This is a genomic window from Sphingomonas trueperi (genome assembly GCF_040545965.1).
GTDB classification, from domain to species: Bacteria; Pseudomonadota; Alphaproteobacteria; order Sphingomonadales; family Sphingomonadaceae; genus Sphingomonas; species Sphingomonas trueperi_C.
In genome coordinates, this window is sequence record NZ_JBEPMV010000012.1 from 1 (window position 1) to 17900 (window position 17900).

The following is a 17900-nucleotide window of genomic DNA, read 5'->3' on the forward strand; positions in this document are numbered from 1 at the left end:
CATTGCCGCCTCCGTCGTGACGGACGCCTATGAATCACACGACCACCGAAAAGGGAATCCCTCGCGATTCCGCCCATCGTGAAGATGCTCTAGCTCAAAACGATCCTGTTCCCGGCACGTAAGCATAAGGCAGAGTCGCGAAATGGTTGTCCTTCTTGGGCTGGCGAAGCAGCCCCTAGAATAGCGAACGCATCGGTGCTTCGGTTGCGCGGAACCCGCGTGCATAGGACCAGTCGAGAACCGGGCCGATGCGTTGCCGGACGCAGCGCGCCGTCGTCGGCTTAGTCAGCCAGATCGGCGCCAGCACATCCCGGATCAGCGGCCCCTCGATCTCGGTGACCAACCGGTCGCCCATCTTGGGGCAGGCGTAGGTCTTCAGCGTTGCGACCCACTGGTTCTGATGCTTACCGTTCTTCCACGCCTTCTCGTGCTCCTCGTGGACCATTTCGGCAGCCCTGCGGAACGTTGAGATGACTTGCCGCTCCTGCTTCCGTTCGGCGACAGGGTCGATGCCCCGTGCGATCTTCTGGCGAGTAGCGAAGGCGGCGTCCTGAGCCTCTTTGAGAGACACGACCTTTGAGGAGCCCAATCCGATATCCTGCCGCTTCCCATTATTCTGCACCCGGAGGATCCAGCTAACCGCTCCCTTGCCATTGATTTCGAGAAACAGACCATCCCCATCGGAATGGCGACCGGGCTCGGTGAACGATCGGATCTTGAGCGCAGTGAGCTTTCCTATCCCACCTCCACCTCATTCTTCCCCACACGTCGCGTGAGATCGTGTCTGATTGAGTGAAACGCAGCGGAACGACAAACCCGCTGATTTATGCGGCTTCTAGCAGTCTAAAAGGGATTTTGGGGAGGCCCAAAAAGGGCGCAGGTGGCGGAGCGGGAGGGATTCGAACCCTCGATACGGTTTTGCCGTATACTCACTTTCCAGGCGAGCGCCTTCGACCACTCGGCCACCGCTCCGCAGGATACCTGGAAGGCGCGGCCCTACCGTTCCTTGAGCGGCTAGGCAAGCGTCCGTTGGCGTGCCAAGCTTCCCCCATGGCAAAAACCCTGCTCGTCCTCGCCGCGACCCTCGCCGCCGCGCCGCTCGCCGCCCAGAATGCCCCGCAGACCGCCGCGGCCCCGCGCCCCGCGCCCTCAGCGGCCGAGCCGGCGCCCGAGGATTGGCGCGACCTTCCCGATGACGAGATCCTGCTGATCCAGCTCGCCAGCGGCAAACAGGTCGCGATCCGCCTTGCCGCGCGGTTCGCGCCCGCGCATGTCAGCAACATTCGCAAGCTCGCCGCGGCACGCTGGTGGGACGGGGAGAGCGTCTACCGCGTCCAGGAGAACTGGGTCGCGCAATGGGGCGATCCCACCGAGAAGAAGCCGCTGCCGCCCGAGCTCCTCACCCGCCCACCGGCCGAGTTCGAGATCGGCGCTTTCACGCCCGCCCAGCGCCTCGCCAAGCCCGATTCCTACGCGACCGCGACCGGCGTCACCGCCGATGGCTGGCCGATCGCCACAGACGGCAAGGCAGCATGGCTCACCCATTGCTACGGCATGGTCGGCGTCGCGCGCGACCAGCTGCCCGATACCGGCAGCGGGTCGGAGCTGTTCACTCCGATCGGCCAGTCGGCGCGGCGGCTCGACCGCAACTATACGGTAGTCGGGCGGATCATCGAGGGGATGCAGTATCTCTCGGCGCTGCCGCGCAGCGATGCGGCGATGGGCGTCTATGCGACCGCAGCCGAGCGGACCGGCATCGCCTGGGTGCGGCTCGCCAGCCAGCTGCCGCCCGACGAGCGGCCGCACTTCCAGGTCCGCGCGGCCGACAACCCGCGCTACGCGGCGATGCTGGCGCTGCGCGAGAACCCTGCCCCGCCGACCGTGGCGACAGGGCTCAACGTCTGCGACCTGCCGGCAGCGGTCCGCCGCCGGCCCTGAGCCTTATTTGCCGACCCAGTCGGCAATCTGGTCGGCGACCTGGTTTGCCGCCTGATTGAGCGCCGGGCCGATCGCGGCGGTGGTCACCGCGGTGATCGGCACATGCGCCTCGAAGCGGCGGCGCTCGAAGCTCTGGGTGCCTTCGCGGCCGAGCGACGCGTCGAACACCACCACCGCTTCCATCTTGCCCGCATCGACGCCGAAGCTGCGCACGTCGCCGCCCAGGCTGGCGCTGGGGGTGCTCAGCGACTGGCGGCGGCTGAGCACGATGCGGCCGGTGCGCGCGGCGATGGTGTCGGCGAGCAGCCGGCCGAACAGGCTGGCGGGCCCTTCGACCCACTGCGCGTCCTTCACATAGGCGATCGTGGTGCCGCCCGGGCCCGAATGGACCGGCACGCGAGTGGTCGCCAGTTCCTGCGGCGCGTTGACCGGGCCGATCGTCACGGCCTTGACCGTGCCCGATTGCTGGACCTCGCCCGCCGGCAGCACCGCCGCCGGCTGCAGCGTCAGCAGCGAGGCGGGCGGCTTGGCCGCGAACGAGATGCAGCCGGAAAGCGACGCGGCGGCGAGCAGCGCGGCGATGGCGGACTTGTTCATCCGGAACCTCACTTCTTCGGCTTGTAGGTGGGCAGCGCAGGCGCGCCGATCAGGCTGGAGGCTCCGCCCTGATCGAGCTTGTGCGCGACATTGGTGAGCGCGAGCGACATTTCGCGCAGATCCTGCACGAGCTGGCCGACCTCGGGCATGGTCTTGTTCGAGAAGGCCTGGATCCCCGGCCGGGCATCGCCGATCGTCGCGTCCAGCGTCTCGACGCTCCTGCGCGCCGAGGTGATGGTCGCGTTCAGGTTGGCGATCGTCGGCTTGATGTCGCTGTTGACCAGGCCGTTGGTCGTGCCGGCCAGTTCGCCGATCTGCTGCGCGGCGGCGCCGGCCTGCTGGATCGCGATCCGCGTCTCGGCCAGGGTCGCGGCGATTTCAGGGCCGCGATCCGCCAGCGACTTGGTCAGCCGGTTGGTGTTGGCGAGGATGCCCGAGATCGAGGCCTGGTTCTTCTCGTCGAGCAGGTCGGAGACGCGCTCGGTGAGCGTGGTCAGCCGCTCGAGCAGCTTCGGCGCCGAGCTGAGCAGCGCGCCGAGGCCGCCCGCCTTGGTCGGGATCACCGGCACGCCCAGCGGGCAGGTGGCGCGCGGATTGTCCTTGGGGCATTCGATCGGCGGCTGGCCCTTCACCGCGCCGTCCAGCTGCACGGTGCTGGGGCCGGTGAAGCTGCCCTGGATCGTCGCGTTGGTGCCTTCGAGAATCGGCACGTCGGGCTGCACGCTGATGCGCACGCGCACCAGGCTGGGGTCCGGACGCCAGAATTGGATGTCCTTCACCGTGCCCGCGGGCACGCCCGAAAAGCTCACCGACGAACCGCGGCTGAGGCCGTCGACCGACTGCTTGAAGAAGATGTCATACTGGCGCTCGTCGCCGCCGCCCAGCCGCGACAGCCAGACGATGAACAGTGCGAGCACTGCCAGCAGGATCAGCACCACCGCGCCGACCAGCACATGATTGGAACGCGTTTCCATCAGCCCCTCTTATCCTCATGCACCGGCCGGTTCGGGCCCGCGACCGCGGCGCGCCCGCGCGGTCCGTTGAAATATTCCTGGATCCACGGATGGTCCAACGCCAGCAGCTCCGGAATCGTGCCGACCGCGATCACCCGCTTGTCCGCCAGCACCGCGACGCGGTCGCAGATCGCGTAGAGCGTATCCAGATCGTGGGTGATCAGGAACACGGTGAGCCCCAGCGTCTTGGACAGCGACGCGGTCAGTTCATCGAATGCCGCGGCGCCGATCGGATCGAGGCCGGCGGTGGGCTCGTCGAGGAACAGCAGCTCCGGATCGAGCGCCAGCGCGCGCGCCAGGCCGGCGCGCTTCTTCATGCCGCCCGAAAGCTCGGCGGGATATTTGGGGCCCGCCTCGGGCGGCAGGCCGGTCATCACCACCTTGTAGGCGGCGATTTCCTCGAGCAGCGCCTGGTCAATCCCGGGATAGAATTCCTTGAGCGGCACCTGGACGTTCTCGGAGACGGTCAGCGTCGAGAACAACGCGCCGCCCTGGAACAGGATACCCCAGCGCTTGCGGATGTTGGTCGCTTCGGTTTCCTCGCGACCGATCGTGTTCTCGCCGAACACCTCCACCGTGCCGTCCATCGGGGTCTGCAGCCCGATGATCGAGCGCATCAGCACCGACTTGCCGGTACCCGACCCGCCGACCACGCCGAGAATCTCGCCCCGACGCACGTCCAGGTCGAGACCATCATGCACGATCTGCTCGCCGAAGCCGTTGCGCAGGCCGCGGACGCGGATGAGGATGTCGCGGTCGTCACCGCGTGCAGCGTCGGTCATGTCCAGCCCACATTGGTGAAGAACACCGCGAAGAAGGCGTCGAGCACGATCACCAGGAAGATCGCCTGCACCACCGCGGTGGTGGTGCGCTGGCCGACCTGCTCGGCATCGCCTTCCACCTGCATGCCGTGGAAGCAGCCAGCCATCGCAATGATCGCGCCGAAGACGGGTGCCTTGACGAGCCCTACCCAAAGATCGGTGAGCGGCACCACTTCGCGGATGCGCGAGATGAAGGTGACGGGCGTGATGCCCAGATCCACCCAGCAGAGCAGCCCGCCGCCGAGGATCGAGATGATCGAGGAATAGAAGCCGAGCAGTGGCAGCATGAACACCACCGCCAACACACGCGGCAGCACCAGCGCCTCCATCGGCGAGACGCCGATCGTGCGCATGGCGTCGATCTCTTCGGTCAGCTTCATCGTGCCGATCTGTGCGGCGAAGGCGGATCCCGACCGGCCGGCGATCATAATCGCGGTCATCAGGATGCCGAGCTCGCGCAGCGTCAGTCGCCCGAGCAGGTTGATCGTGTAGATCTCCGCGCCGAACTGGCGCAGCTGCACCGATCCCTGCTGGGCGATGACGATGCCGATCAGGAAGCTCATCAGCGCGATGATGCCAAGCGCGCCGACGCCGACCACTTCGAAGCGCTGCACCGTCGCGTTGAAGCGGAAGCGGCGCGGATGGGTGATGACGTGCCACAAGGCGAGCACCGTCGCGCCCATGAAGCCGAGCAGGCCGTACAGGGTCTTGCCCGAATTGATCACCGCCTTGCCGATCTCGTCAAGCGCACGGGTGACGGATCCGGGCGGCGGCGGCGGCAGCTGGATCGGATGTTCGGCGGCGATCACCTGCTCCAGCAGATGCTGCTCGTCGGCGCCGAGGCCCTCGATCGTGGCGCCCCGATCGCGCGCGAAACGGTGGACCACCCAGGCACCGACCGTGTCCATCCGGCCGACCTCGCGCAGGTCGAGCCGGGCGACGTCGCCCTCCACCGTTTCCAGCCGCGCGGGCAGGTCGCCCAGGCAGGCAAGCGAAAGATTACCGGAGAAGCGGAGCACCGCCTCGCCGTTGTCGTCGGACCGTTCAAAGTCGGCGGGTGCCCTCATCGAAACCCCCTTTCCGCGATTCTTGCTGGAACGGCAAGTTCCTCCGTGGCTAGAGAGCGCAATGCAACGCCTCGCCATCTACGACATGGACAAGACCATCACCGCGAAACCGACCTGGACGCGGTTCCTGCTGCACGTCGCGCGCACCCGCGCACCGTGGCGGCTGGGGCTGTTCCCGGTGGTGGGGCTGGGCGGCCTGGCCTTTCTCGCCCGCCGGATCGATCGCGCGGGGCTCAAGCGCCTGTCGCACCGGCTGCTGCTCGGCCGGGCGCTGCCCCCCGCCGAAATGACCGCGGTTGCCGAGGCCTTCGCCGATCTGGAGCTGCAAAAGGGCGTGCTGCAGGGCGCCCGCGCGCAGATCGAAGCCGATCGCGCCGCCGGCTATCGGCTGGTGATGGCAACGGCTTCGCATCGCTATTATGCCGAGGCAATCGGCAAGAAGCTGGGCTTCGACGACGTGATCGCCACCAATGCGAAACGGGACGGGCAGGGGCATATTCTCTCCGAACTCGAGGGCGAGAACTGTTACGGTCCCGTAAAGCTCCATATGATCGAAAATTGGTTGGCGGCGGAGAGCTTGCACCGGGCTAACTGTTACGTCCGCGCCTATTCCGATCACGTCTCTGACGCGCCGCTGCTCGGCTGGGCGGACGAGGCGTTTGCGGTCAACGCACACGGCCCGCTGGCGAAGCTGGCGGCAGCGCGCGGCTGGTCGCAACTGGACTGGCGTCACGGTTAAGTTTTTCCTAACGCTTCCAAAAGGTTCGCAACCGAAACGGCGTTTCGCGCATTTGTCTGGCGGGTTGCTGTGATCACGAGGAAGCTAGACGCGTGCAGAATGACGACGAGCATAAGCCCGCCGCGACCGGAGAATCGGCTGGCGATCTGAACGACTCGACCTCCTACAGCCCGACGGGCAACCATCCGACGCACCATTGGAAGCGCGCGATCATCGGCACGCCCGGCCTGGGCGATCGCAGCACGGTGTTCTTCGCCGCGCTGCAGATGACGCGGATGCCGATGACGCTCACCGATCCGAACCAGCCGGACAACCCGATCGTCTTCGCCAACAAGGCGTTCCTCGACCTCACCGGCTATGAGGAACACGAGATCCTCGGCCGCAACTGCCGCTTCCTCCAGGGCGCCGAGACCGATCGCGACGCCGTTGCCGAGCTGCGCGCCGCGATCGACGCCAAGGAAGCGATCGCGCTGGAGCTGATCAACTATCGTCGTGATGGCAGCTCGTTCTGGAACGCGGTGTTCATCGCCCCGGTCCTCGGGCCCGATGGCGAGCTGCTCTATTTCTTCGCCAGCCAGCTCGACGTGACGCGACGGCGCGAATCCGAACAGTCCTTCCGCCAGGCGCAGAAGATGGAGGCGATCGGCCAGCTCACCGCCGGTCTGGCGCATGATTTCAACAACCTGCTGCAAGTGGTGTCCGGAAACGTTGACATCGTCGCCAGCCAGGTGGAAGATGAGCGGCATCAGCGGCTGCTGACCAACGCAGCGCGCGCCGCCGATCGCGGATCGAAGCTCACCCGCCAGCTGCTTGCCTTCGCGCGCAAGACCCGGCTCGAGCCCAAGACTGTCGACATGAACCAGCTGATCCACGAGTTCGGCGACCTGCTCGACAACACGGTCGGCGCGCAGATCCGGCTGGTCACCGCGCTCGAACGGCGGCTGCCGGCGGTACACATCGATCCCACCCACCTCGAAATGGCGATCCTCAACGTGCTGCTCAACGCGCGCGACGCCATGCCCAAGGGCGGCACCGTGACGATCGGCACCCGTTTGTGGAAGCTCAACGGCGATGCGCCGATGCACCAGCTGCCCGAGGGCGATTATGTCGTCCTCACCATCCGCGACGAGGGCGAGGGCATGCCCGACCATGTCCGCCGCCGCGCGACCGAGCCCTTCTTCACCACCAAGGGCGCCGAGCGCGGCACCGGGCTGGGGCTTGCGATGGTCCATGGTTTCGTCCAGCAATCGCTGGGGCGTCTGGAGATCGACAGCACGCCCGGCGAGGGGACCGAGATCCGCATGCTGTTCCCCGTTGCCAATGCCACGACCGGGACCGCGCCCGCCGCGCCTGCGCCGAAACAGGCGACCGGCCAAGGCGCAAGCGGCGGCAGCGAGACGATTTTGCTGGTCGAGGACAGCGACGATGTCCGTGCGCTGGCGCAGGAGCAGATCGCCGCGCTCGGCTACCGCGTCGTGCTCGCATCGAGCGGCGAAGAGGCGCTGGACCGGCTCAAGACCGAGACGATCGACCTGCTGTTCACCGACATTGTCATGCCCGGCGGCATGAGCGGGCTCGAGCTGGTCGAGCAGTTCCGCGCCACCCACCCGGACACGCCGGTGCTGATGACCACCGGCTATAACGAGGATCTGGTCGCCGACATTCCGCGCGGCTCCAACCTCGACGTAATCGGCAAGCCCTATCGCCGCGAGCAGCTTGCAGACCGCATCCGCGCCGCGCTCGACCGGCGTACGCCCGGCGCGCGGCGCGACGTCAATCCGATCGTGCCGGCCGAGGGATGAACCCGCCGGCGGGCCTCGACGCCCCCGGCGCCACACCGCTCGATCGGCTGATCGCGGCGCGGGACTGGTCGACGTCGCCGCTCGGCCCGCCCGAGACCTGGCCGCGCAGCCTGCGCGACGCGCTGGCGCTGATGCTCCCGTCGCACGCCCAGATCGCGATCTTCTGGGGGCCGAACTATGTCGCGCTCTACAATCCCGCCTACGCCCAGACGATCGGCAACAAGCATCCGGAGGCGCTCGGCAACCCGGCGCAGCCCTATTGGGCCGAGACCTGGGACGAGCTGGGGCCGATGCTCGACCATGTCCGCGCGACCGGCAAGACGCTGTCGGCGCGCGACCGCCGCTTCTACACCGAACGCTATGGCTTCGGCGAAATCGTCTATTTCGACATCTCGCTCTCGCCGGTGCGCGACGAAGACGGCTCGGTCGGCGGGGTGATGTCGGTCGTCTCGGAGACGACCGAACGGGTGAAGGCCGATCGCCGGCTGCGCGAGAGCGAGGCGGCATTGCGGGCAAGCGAGGGGGTCGCCCGCGAGCAGGCCGACGAGCTTGCGGTAATGTACGACAACTCGCCAGTGGGGCTGGCGGTGCTCGATACCGATCTGCGCTATCTGCGGATTAATCGCCAGCTCGCCGAATGGAACGGCCTGCCGGTCGCCGACCATATCGGCCGCCACGTCAGCGAGATCGTCCCAGAACTCAGCGACCAGGTGGTGGCAGCGCTGCTCCGGGTGCTGGGCGGCGAGCCGCTGCTCGGCATCGAGATTACCGGCCCCACGCGCGGGCGGCCCGACGGAAACTCCAGCTGGCGCCAGAACTGGGTGCCGATCTATGACTGGGACGGCAAGGTCCACCAGATCGCGATCTCGTGCGAGGACGTGACCGAGGAACGTCGCGCGCAGGCTGCGCTGGAGACGCTCAACCGCGTCGGCGCTGCGCTGTCGGCCGAGCATGACCTCGAACGGCTGGTACAGATGCTCACCGATGCCGGGGTGGAACTGACCGGCGCGACCGTCGGCGCCTTCTTCCACAATGTGATGGACGAGAGCGGCGAGCGGCTCCACCTGTTCACGCTCTCCGGCGAGGATCGCGCGCGCTTCGAATCGCTCGGCCGGCCGCGCGCGACGGCCGTCTTCAAGCCGATCTTCCACAATGTGGTGATGCGCTCCGACGACGTGACCCGCGAAGCGGACTATGGCCGCAACGCGCCGCATCACGGCATGCCGCCGGGGCATCCGGTGGTCACCAGCTATCTGGCGGTGCCGGTGGTCTCGCGCGATCGCTCGGTGCTGGGCGGGCTGCTGTTCGGCCATCCGCTGCCCGGCCGGTTCACGGCGCGGCATGAGGAACTGGCGCGTAGCCTCGCCGCCCAGGCCGCCGTCGCGATCGACAATGCCGGCCTGATCGCCGACGTCCGCGCCGCCAACGAGACGCTCGAACGCCGCGTCGAGGAACGCACCGCCGCGCTGCACGAGACCGAGGCGGCGCTGCGCCAGAGCCAGAAGATGGAGGCGATGGGGCAGCTAACCGGCGGCGTCGCGCACGACTTCAACAACCTGCTCACCCCGATCATCGGCAGCCTCGACCTGATCCTGCGCAAGCGCGGCGACGATCCCGTGCTGCACCGGCTGCTCGACGGCGCGATGCGCTCGGCCGAGCGGGCGAGCACGCTGGTACAGCGGCTGCTCGCCTTCGCCCGCCGCCAGCCGCTCCAGCCCGCGCCGGTGGATATGGCGGCGCTGGTCGAGGGCATGGTGCCGCTGCTCGCCAGCACGCTCGGCCCGAAGATCGCGCTGTCGGTCACCAAGCCGGAAGTGCTGCCGCCGGCCCATGCCGACGCCAACCAGCTGGAGATGGCGCTGCTCAACCTCGCGGTGAACGCGCGCGATGCGATGCCCGAGGGCGGCGCGCTCGAAGTACGGCTGGGTCTGGGCGAAGCGGGCGATGCGCCGACGCCGCTCGCCGCGGGGCGCTATGTGCGGCTGGCGGTGCGCGATACCGGATCGGGGATGGACGCCGCCACGCTCGCGCGGGCGATCGAGCCCTTCTTCTCCACCAAGGGCGTCGGGCGCGGCACCGGGCTCGGCCTGTCGATGGTCCACGGACTGGCGAGCCAGCTCGGCGGGACCATGGGGCTGTCGAGCCGTGTGGGCGAAGGCACCGAAGTCGAGCTGTGGCTGCCGGTCAGTGCCGAGGCGCTTGCGGGACTAGAAGCGCCGCAGCGTCATGAGCCGCACGACGGCGCGGGCATGGTGCTGCTGGTGGACGACGAGGACATCGTGCGCAGCACCGCGGCGGAGATGCTGCGCGCGCTCGGCTATCAGGTGCAGCTGGCTGACTCCGCCGAGGCGGCGCTGGCGATGCTCGACAAGGGACTGACACCCGACCTGCTCGTTACCGACCATCTGATGCCGGGGATGACCGGCACCGATCTCGCCCGCGAAGTGCAGGCGCGGCTGGGCACGCTGCCGACGCTGATCGTCTCGGGCTATGCCGATGTCGAAGGGCTGGGGCGCGACTTCGCGCATCTCCCCAAGCCCTTCCGCCAAGCCGACCTCGCCCGCGCGCTGACCCTGCTCGGCGTGCGCTGAGCTACCGCCCCAGAATGCGGCGATAGAGCGCGATATAGGCGTCCGCCATCGCCTCCACTGAGAAGCGCGCTTCGATCGCGCGGCGGCAGGCGGCGCGATCGATCGATCCGACCCGCTCGACCGCCGCCACCGCTTCGTCGGCCGTGGCGACGAGCAGCCCGGTCTCGCCGTCGTCGATCAGCTCGGGCATCGAGCCACGGCGGACCGCGATCACCGGGGTACCGCACGCCATCGCCTCGATCACCGACAGGCCGAAGGGCTCGTCGAAGTTGATGAGGTGGAGGAGGGCGCGGGCGTTCCCCAGCGCGCGGATGCGGTCCTCGCCGCCGACCGGGCCGTGATAGACGATGCGGTCATTGAGGTGCGGCTGGACCTCGCGCTCAAAATAGCCCTGGTCCTGGACGATGCCGTAGAGGTTCAGCCGGCGGCCGGTCGCCTGGGCGACGGCGATCGCCTCGGCTGCGCCCTTGTCCGGGTGCATGCGGCCGAAGAACAGCAGGTCGTCGCTGCCGGTCGCGTCGAAGGCGAATTCGTCGAGCCGGATGCCGTGATGGATCGTCGCGGCATAGCGCAGCGCCGGGTGCCGATCGGTATCCGAGATCGCGACATAATGCACCCGCTCCTCAAACGGCTTGTACATCGGCAGGATGCGTTCGGAGGAAAAGCCGTGGATCGTCGTCACCATCGGCGTGTCGATCAGCGGGGCATAGGCATGGGCGGGGAAATCGGCCTGGTTGTGGATAAGGTCGAACTCGGACGCGCGGGCGAAGAGGTGCGACTGGTGGGCATATTCCCACACTTTTGCGTCGATCGCCGGATCTTCCTCGTAGCCGCGCGGCACGACGCCGGCGAGGCGCGCGGTGGTGACGGAGTCCTGCGTGGCGAACAGGGTGACGTCCACGCCCTTGGCGACCAGCGCCTCGGTGAGCAGGCTCGTCACCAGCTCCCAGGGACCATAATGGCGTGGCGGCGTGCGCCAGGCGATCGGCGCGAGCATGGCGATCTTCATGCGGCGGCGCCCGAAGCAGTGCCGTGCCCCTGCGAAAGCAGGGGCCCAGGGTTGGAGAGCGAAACGCGTGTGGCTCTGGGCCCCTGCGTTCGCAGGGGCACGGACGGGGTGATCATGCGAGCAAAATGCCTTGATTGGGGGCGAGGGGAAGGGTGGTGCCCTCCACACGAAGGTCGTGGCCGGGTGTGGTGAGGACCGGCGCCAGCGCGGCGGCCCATGCCGGCAGCGCCAGGGTCTGCGGCGCATCGGACAGGTTAAGCGCGACCAGCACGGGTGCGTCGCCATGCCGCCGTTCGTACGCCAGCACCGCGCCGTCGCTCGACACCGCGTGCCAGCTCCCCACCGAAAGCGCCGGATACGCCCGCCGCAGCTGGAGGAGCGCGCGGGTGAAGGCCAGCATCGAGCCCGCCGCGTCGCGCTGCGCCATCACGTTGCGCTCCGCCCAATCGGGATTGAGCGGCAGCCAGGGCTCGACACTGCTGAACCCGGCATGGGCGCTCGCGTCCCACGGCATCGGCGTGCGGACCTCGTCGCGGTTGAACGCGGTGTCGGGCTCGCGCAGTGCCTGGGGATCGCGCACCCGGTCGGGCGGGATCGACACGTTGGGCATGCCGAGCTCGTCGCCTTGGTAGAGCGTCGGCGTACCGCGCAGCGTGAGCAGCAGCATCATCGCCACCGCCGCCTGATCCGGCCCCACCCGAGAGGCGACGCGCGGCTTATCGTGGTTGCCGAGTACCCAATTGGGCCAGCCATCGGCGGGCAGGGCGCCCTCATAGTCGGCGATCAACTGCGCCAGCGCCGTGGCGTCCCAGCGGGCGTCGAGCAGATGGAAGTTGAAGGGCAGATGCACGCCGTTGCCGCCCTCGCCATAATAAGCGACGAGGCGCGGGATCGGCAGGTAGATCTCGCCGATAAGCACGCGCTCGGGATAGGCTTCCGCGACGTCGCGCATCGCGGCGATGATTTCCATCATCTCGGGCTGGTCGGCCGAGTGGACCGGCAGCAGCCGATCGATGTCCTGCATGCCGTCGCGCCAGTCCGGATTGGCGGGATTGTCGGGGAAATCGGGATGCTTGATCGCCAGCCACAGCACGTCGATGCGGAAACCGTCGACGCCGCGATCGAACCAGAAGCGCATCGCGTCCAGCATCGCCGCGCGCAGATCCGGGTTGCGCCAGTTGAGCTCGGGCTGCTCCTTGAGGAACTGGTGGAGATAATATTGGCCACTGGCTTCGTCCCATTCCCAGGCGCTGCCGCCGAAGAAGCTCTGCCAGTTGTTGGGCGGGCCGCCCTCGGGAGCGGAATCGCGCCAGATATACCAGTCGCGCTTGGGGCTGGTGCGCGAAGACTTGCTCTCCAGGAACCAGGGGTGCTCGCTCGAGCTGTGGTTGGGCACGAAATCGAGCAGCAGCTTCAGCCCGCGCGCATGGGCGGCGTCGCGCAGCGTATCGAAGTCGGCGAGCGTGCCGAAGCGCGGATCGATCCCGCAATAGTCCGCGACGTCATAGCCGAAATCGGCCATGGGCGAGGGGAAGATCGGCGACAGCCACACCGCATCCACCCCCAGATCGACCAGATAGTCGAGCCGCGCGGTCACGCCGGCCAGATCGCCGATGCCGTCGCCGTTCGAGTCGTCGAACGAGCGCGGATAGACTTGGTAGATCACGCCCGTCTGCCACCAGAGGGGGTCGGTCATTTGCCTTTTCCTGTAGCGCGTGCCCCTGCGAAAGCAGGGGCCCAGGGTAGGAGAGGGAGTCGCTTGCGGCCCTGAACCCCTGCGTTCGCAGGGGCACGGTGGAGCGCAGGAAGGCTCACCGGAACCGCTCTTTCGGAACATGCGTGATCCGGCACGCCAAGTCCGCTTCACCGCTCGCCACGATGTACCGCTCGCCGGCATCGACCAGCCCGGTGGTGAACACCACCGGCGTCGGCAGATACAGCTGGTGCGCGATGTCCGCGGTCAGGGCCGGATTGGCTTCCAGCAGCGGCACCGCATCCTCCTGCCGCAGGATCACGCTGGGATCGTCGCGGTCGAGCAGCGCCCAGAAACTGCGATAGATGCCGACTGCGTCGCGCTTCTCGACGCCGTGATAGATCAGCAGCCAGCCGGCATCGGTCAGCACTGGCTGGCTGCCGCCGCCGATCCGCTGGTTCGAGGTGGAGCCCTTGCGCGCGCGGAGGCCCGGCTGGTCGAGCGGCTTCCAGTGCAGCCCGTCGGGCGAGCGGGCAAGGTTGATCGACGGGCCGCCCAGATACGGCGAATCGTCCCGATAGGCGAAATAGACTTCGCCCAGCGGCCGGGTCAGCGCGTGGAAGAAGCCGCCGATGCGCCCCTCGAACAGCAGCATGTCCTTGTTCTGGTGGTCGAGCACCACCCCGAGCAGCGCCCAGTCGAGCCCGTCGGTCGAGCGGTACATCGCGGTGCAGTGCCGCTCGGCCGAGACACCGCACACCGTCATCCAATAGGTGCCATCGATCAGCGTGATCCGCGCATCCTCGACGCCGTAATCCATGTACGAGGCGCTGGGCGCGATTGCCTTGTCGTAATGCACCGCCACCACCGTGCGGGCGTCGGCATCGAGCTCCACCGGCAGCAGCCAGGACAAAGAGGTGAGTCCGAGCAGCCGGGGATTGCGATCCTTGAGCGCGAACTGGCGCGGGTCGCCCATATCGAGGCCCGCCACGGGATGCGCATCGAGCACATAGCCCGAGGGGGTCCAGCGAATCGCCCGGGCATGGCCGTCCACCACCGGATCGCGCAGCGCCTCGGCCACGCGCACCATCAGCAGCAGGTTGCCGTTCGGCAGGCGCGCGAAGCCGGGGTTGAACGCGCCGAGGACATAGGTCGCGTCGTTCACCCCCGCGCGCAGCGGCGAGCGGGTCAGGTCGACATCGTCGGGCCGGAAGATCAGATAATCGTCGCTCAAGCGCTTGCCCCCATGGGTTTTCACGCCCAGCAACGGAGTCAGGCCCCGGCGGTTCCGGCTTGCTGGGCCTGCTGGTGGTGCCGGATCACCTCGTCGATGATGAAACGCAGGAATTTCTCGGAAAATTCGGGGTCGAGATCGGCATCCTGCGCCAGCGCGCGCAGCCGGGCGATCTGCGCCTCCTCGCGGCCGGGATCTGCGGCCGGAAGGCCGGTCTCGGCCTTGTAGCGCCCCACCGCCTGGGTCACCTTGAACCGCTCGGCGAGCATGAAGACGAGCGCCGCATCGATATTGTCGATGCTCTGGCGATAGCGGGTCAGCGTCGCGTCGGTCATGGCATTCTCCTTTGCCGCTGCGGCACGGCCATGCAAGCACCTCTTGCCTTTGCAATGCACAAAGGCCAGAGGCTCGTTGCATATGAGCGCAACCGTCCACCGCCTGGGCTCGCGAACCCAGCCTTCGCTCGATCCGATCATGGCGCTGGTCGCCCAGGACATGAACCTGGTCAACGCGGTGATCCTCGATCGCATGCAGTCCGAGATTCCGCTGATCCCCGAACTCGCCGGCCATCTGATCGCCGGCGGCGGCAAGCGGATGCGGCCGATGCTCACGCTCGCCAGCGCCCGGCTGCTCGGCTATTCGGGCACGCGCCACCACAAGCTGGCCGCCGCCGTGGAGTTCATCCACACCGCGACTTTGCTCCACGACGACGTGGTCGACAGTTCGGACCTGCGTCGCGGCCGCCGCACCGCCAACATCATCTGGGGCAACCCGGCGAGCGTGCTGGTCGGCGACTTCCTGTTCAGCCGCTCGTTCGAGCTGATGGTGGAAGCCGAAAGCCTCAAGGCGCTCCACATTCTGTCGAACGCCAGCGCGGTGATCGCGGAAGGCGAAGTCAACCAGCTCACCGCGGTGCGCCGGATCGACCTGTCCGAGGATCGCTATCTCGACATCATCGGCGCCAAGACCGCCGCGCTGTTCGCCGCCGCCTGCCGTGTGTCGGCGGTGGTGGCCGAGCGTCCGGAGGCGGAGGAGCTGGCGCTCGACGCCTATGGCCGCAATCTCGGCATCGCCTTCCAGCTGGTCGACGACGCGATCGATTACGTGTCGGACGCATCGACCATGGGCAAGGATGCCGGCGACGATTTCCGCGAAGGCAAGATGACGCTGCCGGTGATCCTCGCCTATGCGCGCGGCAACGAGGCGGAACGCGGGTTCTGGAAGGAAGCGATCTCCGGTCGCCGCATCGCCGACGAGGATTTCGCCGAGGCGATCCGGCTGGTGCAGAGCTGCCGTGCGGTGGACGACACGCTGGCGCGTGCTCGCCATTACGGCCAGCGCGCGATCGATGCGCTGGGCGGCTTCCGCGCCTGCGAAGCGAAGGACGCGATGGTCGAAGCCGTGGAATTCGCGGTGGCGCGCGCCTACTGACGCGCGCCGACCGGAGTCACTCTTCGGTCGACTTCTCTTCGCCGTCGTCCTCGTCGACTTCGAGCGCGTCTTCCTCGTCCATGTCGAGCACCTCTTCGATGCCCTCGACGATCAGGTCGAGCTGCTCGTAGCTCGCCGTCATCTCGATGGTCTCACCGTCCTCGTCCTCGAGGTGGAGGGTGTAATCGCCGTCGCTGTCCGGGGTGATGGTGAACTGGGAAAGGATTCGTGCCATGTCGCGCTCCTCTGGCGGTGAGTCCGCCTAACCACGCTTGTCCCGAATGGTTGCAGCCGAATGACGTCCTCTCTGCCGATCCACGCTGTTTTGCCGGCGCTGCTCGATGCGCTGCGGGCGGGGAGCAACGCGGTGCTGGTTGCCCCGCCGGGGGCGGGCAAGACCACGGCGGTGGCGCCGGCGCTGCTTGGCGAGGCGTGGTGCACCGGCGAAATCCTGCTTCTCTCGCCGCGCAGGCTCGCGGCGCGCGCGGCGGCGGAGCGGATGGCGGCGCTGGCGGGCGAAAGCGTCGGCAAGACCTTCGGCTATGCCACGCGGATGGACAGCAAGCGCTCGGCGGCGACGCGGGTGACGGTGGTCACCGAGGGCATCTTCGTCAATCGCATCCAGGCCGATCCCGAGCTGGCCGGCGTCTCCGCCGTGCTGTTCGACGAAGTCCATGAGCGCAGCCTCGACAGCGACTTCGGATTGGCACTGGCGCTCGATGCGCAAGGCGCGCTGCGGCCCGACCTGCGGCTGGTCGCGATGTCGGCGACGCTCGACGGCACGCGCTTTTCCGGGCTGATGGGCGATGCGCCGGTGGTGGAGAGCGAAGGCCGCAGCTTCCCACTGGCGCTCCGCCATCTCGGCCGCGCGGCCGAGGCGCGGATCGAGGATTCGGTCGCCAGCGCGGTGCGGCTGGCACTCCGCGAAGAGGAGGGCGGCATCCTCGCCTTCCTGCCCGGCGTGGCCGAGATCGAGCGGACCGCCGAGCGGCTGGGTGACATTGGCGGCGCGGTGCTCCACCGGCTGCACGGCAGCCTGGAGCCCGCCGCCCAGCGCGCCGCGATCGCGCCCGATCCGGAGGGGCGGCGCAAGATCGTGCTGGCGACCTCGATCGCCGAGACCTCGCTGACGCTCGATGGCATCCGGGTGGTAGTCGACTCCGGGCTGGCGCGTCGGCCGCGATACGATCGCGCGGCGGGAATGACGCGACTGGTCACCGAACGGGCGAGCCAGGCGGCGGTGACGCAGCGGGCAGGGCGTGCGGCGCGGCAGGGGCCGGGGAGCGCCTATCGGCTGTGGGAAGAAGCGGCGACCGCGGGGCTGCCGCGCTTCGATCCGCCGGAGATCCTGGAAGCCGATCTGTCGGCGCTGATGCTGGATTGCGCGCTGTGGGGCGTCACCGATCCGCGCCAGCTCGCCTGGCTCGATCCGCCGCCCGAGGCTGCGATCGCCGAGGCGCGCGCGCGGCTGGGGGCGCTGGAGGCGATCGACGCTGATGGCCGCCCGACCGAACATGGCAAGGCGATCGCCCGCCTGCCGCTGCCGCCGCGGCTGGGGCACATGCTGGTGCGCGCGAGCGAGCGGGGCATGGCACGGACGGCGGCGGCGGTCGCGGTGCTGCTCGGCGAGCGCGGGCTGGGGGGCACTGACGCTGACCTGGAATTGCGCCTGCGCCGCTGGAAAGGCGAACGCGGCCAGCGCGCCGAGAATGCGCGGCGCCTTGCCGAACGGTGGAGCAAGCTGGTTCCCCCTCCCGCAAGCGGGAGGGGGCTAGGGGGTGGGCCCCCGCTCTCCACGCGGGATGCCGGTGCGAATGCCGGGGGGGGGCCCCCCCCCCCCCCCCCCCCCCCCCCCGGGGGGGGGGGGGGGGGGGGCGTCAGTCGAGCGCGGCGGTGATGGCGGCGAGGCGATCGACACCGCCCACGCGGCAGACGCCGTTCAGCACGTCGATCTCGACCAGCTCT

16 protein-coding genes, 1 tRNA gene and 1 pseudogene are annotated in these 17900 nt (G+C 68.3%); 6 read left to right on the forward strand and 12 right to left on the reverse strand.

Going from position 1 to position 17900, the window contains the following annotated elements; genetic code table 11:
- Positions 1 to 175 precede the first annotated feature (175 nt).
- Entirely contained in the window at positions 176 to 739 is a 564-nt protein-coding gene (locus ABIC35_RS21450; protein ID WP_354278604.1) for a tyrosine-type recombinase/integrase, read from the reverse strand.
- A gap of 142 nt (positions 740 to 881) precedes the next feature.
- A tRNA-Ser gene (locus ABIC35_RS21455) sits at positions 882 to 972 on the reverse strand.
- A gap of 78 nt (positions 973 to 1050) precedes the next feature.
- Here ABIC35_RS21455 and ABIC35_RS21460 point away from each other — a divergent pair.
- Positions 1051 to 1938, forward strand: a complete 888-nt coding sequence (locus ABIC35_RS21460; RefSeq protein WP_121073068.1) for a peptidylprolyl isomerase — start codon at positions 1051 to 1053, stop codon at positions 1936 to 1938.
- Positions 1939 to 1941: 3 nt separating this feature from the next.
- Here the strand turns inward: ABIC35_RS21460 and ABIC35_RS21465 are convergent, their stop codons facing one another.
- From ABIC35_RS21465 to ABIC35_RS21480, 4 genes are read right to left on the reverse strand one after another with little or no spacing between them, the layout of a single operon-like run.
- Positions 1942 to 2535 (reverse strand): ABC-type transport auxiliary lipoprotein family protein, encoded by a 594-nt coding sequence (locus ABIC35_RS21465; protein WP_121073070.1) that lies wholly within the window; start codon positions 2533 to 2535, stop codon positions 1942 to 1944.
- 8 nt (positions 2536 to 2543) lie between these two features.
- A complete protein-coding gene (locus ABIC35_RS21470) occupies positions 2544 to 3509 on the reverse strand; it encodes an MlaD family protein (RefSeq protein WP_121073072.1) in 966 nt (321 codons plus the stop codon).
- On the reverse strand, positions 3509 to 4330 hold the full coding sequence (locus tag ABIC35_RS21475; RefSeq protein ID WP_121073074.1) for an ABC transporter ATP-binding protein: 822 nt from the start codon (positions 4328 to 4330) through the stop codon (positions 3509 to 3511). Before ABIC35_RS21475 ends, ABIC35_RS21470 begins: the two co-directional genes overlap by 1 nt.
- Positions 4327 to 5436 (reverse strand): ABC transporter permease, encoded by a 1110-nt coding sequence (locus ABIC35_RS21480; protein ID WP_121073076.1) that lies wholly within the window; start codon positions 5434 to 5436, stop codon positions 4327 to 4329. The genes ABIC35_RS21475 and ABIC35_RS21480 overlap by 4 nt, the downstream gene beginning before the upstream one ends.
- Positions 5437 to 5497: 61 nt before the next feature.
- On the opposite strand from ABIC35_RS21480, the gene ABIC35_RS21485 reads away from it, so the two are divergent.
- From ABIC35_RS21485 to ABIC35_RS21495, 3 genes are all read left to right on the forward strand, one after another.
- Positions 5498 to 6175, forward strand: coding sequence for an HAD family hydrolase (locus ABIC35_RS21485; protein ID WP_121073078.1), 678 nt, complete (start codon positions 5498 to 5500; stop codon positions 6173 to 6175).
- A gap of 92 nt (positions 6176 to 6267) precedes the next feature.
- The gene (locus tag ABIC35_RS21490; protein ID WP_121073081.1) at positions 6268 to 7977 is read left to right on the forward strand and encodes a histidine kinase famiy protein; all 1710 of its coding nucleotides are present in this window, start codon (positions 6268 to 6270) and stop codon (positions 7975 to 7977) included.
- Complete coding sequence (locus ABIC35_RS21495) at positions 7974 to 10568, forward strand: PAS domain-containing protein (protein ID WP_121073082.1); 2595 nt, start codon at positions 7974 to 7976, stop codon at positions 10566 to 10568. The genes ABIC35_RS21490 and ABIC35_RS21495 overlap by 4 nt, the downstream gene beginning before the upstream one ends.
- Before the next feature lies 1 nt (position 10569).
- On the opposite strand, the gene ABIC35_RS21500 is transcribed toward ABIC35_RS21495, so the two are convergent.
- From ABIC35_RS21500 to ABIC35_RS21515, 4 genes are all read right to left on the reverse strand, one after another.
- The gene (locus ABIC35_RS21500; protein ID WP_121073083.1) at positions 10570 to 11577 is read right to left on the reverse strand and encodes a glycosyltransferase family 4 protein; all 1008 of its coding nucleotides are present in this window, start codon (positions 11575 to 11577) and stop codon (positions 10570 to 10572) included.
- A gap of 112 nt (positions 11578 to 11689) precedes the next feature.
- Positions 11690 to 13273: an alpha-amylase family glycosyl hydrolase gene (locus tag ABIC35_RS21505; protein WP_121073084.1), complete on the reverse strand. Its 1584-nt coding sequence runs from the start codon at positions 13271 to 13273 to the stop codon at positions 11690 to 11692.
- 115 nt (positions 13274 to 13388) lie between these two features.
- Positions 13389 to 14504: a glycosidase gene (locus ABIC35_RS21510; protein ID WP_121073085.1), complete on the reverse strand. Its 1116-nt coding sequence runs from the start codon at positions 14502 to 14504 to the stop codon at positions 13389 to 13391.
- Positions 14505 to 14542: 38 nt separating this feature from the next.
- Positions 14543 to 14839 carry a chorismate mutase gene (locus ABIC35_RS21515; protein ID WP_121073086.1) on the reverse strand — a complete coding sequence of 99 codons (297 nt, stop codon included), beginning with the start codon at positions 14837 to 14839 and terminating at the stop codon, positions 14543 to 14545.
- 82 nt (positions 14840 to 14921) lie between these two features.
- On the opposite strand from ABIC35_RS21515, the gene ABIC35_RS21520 reads away from it, so the two are divergent.
- The gene (locus tag ABIC35_RS21520) at positions 14922 to 15935 is read left to right on the forward strand and encodes a polyprenyl synthetase family protein (RefSeq protein WP_121073087.1); all 1014 of its coding nucleotides are present in this window, start codon (positions 14922 to 14924) and stop codon (positions 15933 to 15935) included.
- A 16-nt stretch (positions 15936 to 15951) separates the two neighbouring features.
- Here ABIC35_RS21520 and ABIC35_RS21525 read toward each other — a convergent pair whose 3' ends face one another.
- Positions 15952 to 16170: a hypothetical protein gene (locus ABIC35_RS21525; protein ID WP_093298457.1), complete on the reverse strand. Its 219-nt coding sequence runs from the start codon at positions 16168 to 16170 to the stop codon at positions 15952 to 15954.
- A gap of 60 nt (positions 16171 to 16230) precedes the next feature.
- Here ABIC35_RS21525 and hrpB point away from each other — a divergent pair.
- A pseudogene (gene hrpB, locus ABIC35_RS21530) lies at positions 16231 to 17763 on the forward strand (ATP-dependent helicase HrpB); the annotation flags it as partial.
- 49 nt (positions 17764 to 17812) lie between these two features.
- Here the strand turns inward: hrpB and ABIC35_RS21535 are convergent.
- Positions 17813 to 17881 (reverse strand): hypothetical protein, encoded by a 69-nt coding sequence (locus ABIC35_RS21535; RefSeq protein ID WP_354278605.1) that lies wholly within the window; start codon positions 17879 to 17881, stop codon positions 17813 to 17815.
- Positions 17882 to 17900 lie beyond the last annotated feature (19 nt).

Coding starts and splice junctions, on each gene's coding strand:
- ABIC35_RS21460 (WP_121073068.1), top strand. CDS start 1,051: ATGGCAAAAACCCTGCTCGTCCTCGCCGCGACCCTCGCCGCCGCGCCG.
- ABIC35_RS21465 (WP_121073070.1), bottom strand. CDS start 2,535: ATGAACAAGTCCGCCATCGCCGCGCTGCTCGCCGCCGCGTCGCTTTCC.
- ABIC35_RS21470 (WP_121073072.1), bottom strand. CDS start 3,509: ATGGAAACGCGTTCCAATCATGTGCTGGTCGGCGCGGTGGTGCTGATC.
- ABIC35_RS21475 (WP_121073074.1), bottom strand. CDS start 4,330: ATGACCGACGCTGCACGCGGTGACGACCGCGACATCCTCATCCGCGTC.
- ABIC35_RS21480 (WP_121073076.1), bottom strand. CDS start 5,436: ATGAGGGCACCCGCCGACTTTGAACGGTCCGACGACAACGGCGAGGCG.
- ABIC35_RS21485 (WP_121073078.1), top strand. CDS start 5,498: ATGCAACGCCTCGCCATCTACGACATGGACAAGACCATCACCGCGAAA.
- ABIC35_RS21495 (WP_121073082.1), top strand. CDS start 7,974: ATGAACCCGCCGGCGGGCCTCGACGCCCCCGGCGCCACACCGCTCGAT.
- ABIC35_RS21500 (WP_121073083.1), bottom strand. CDS start 11,577: ATGAAGATCGCCATGCTCGCGCCGATCGCCTGGCGCACGCCGCCACGC.
- ABIC35_RS21505 (WP_121073084.1), bottom strand. CDS start 13,273: ATGACCGACCCCCTCTGGTGGCAGACGGGCGTGATCTACCAAGTCTAT.
- ABIC35_RS21515 (WP_121073086.1), bottom strand. CDS start 14,839: ATGACCGACGCGACGCTGACCCGCTATCGCCAGAGCATCGACAATATC.
- ABIC35_RS21520 (WP_121073087.1), top strand. CDS start 14,922: ATGAGCGCAACCGTCCACCGCCTGGGCTCGCGAACCCAGCCTTCGCTC.
- ABIC35_RS21525 (WP_093298457.1), bottom strand. CDS start 16,170: ATGGCACGAATCCTTTCCCAGTTCACCATCACCCCGGACAGCGACGGC.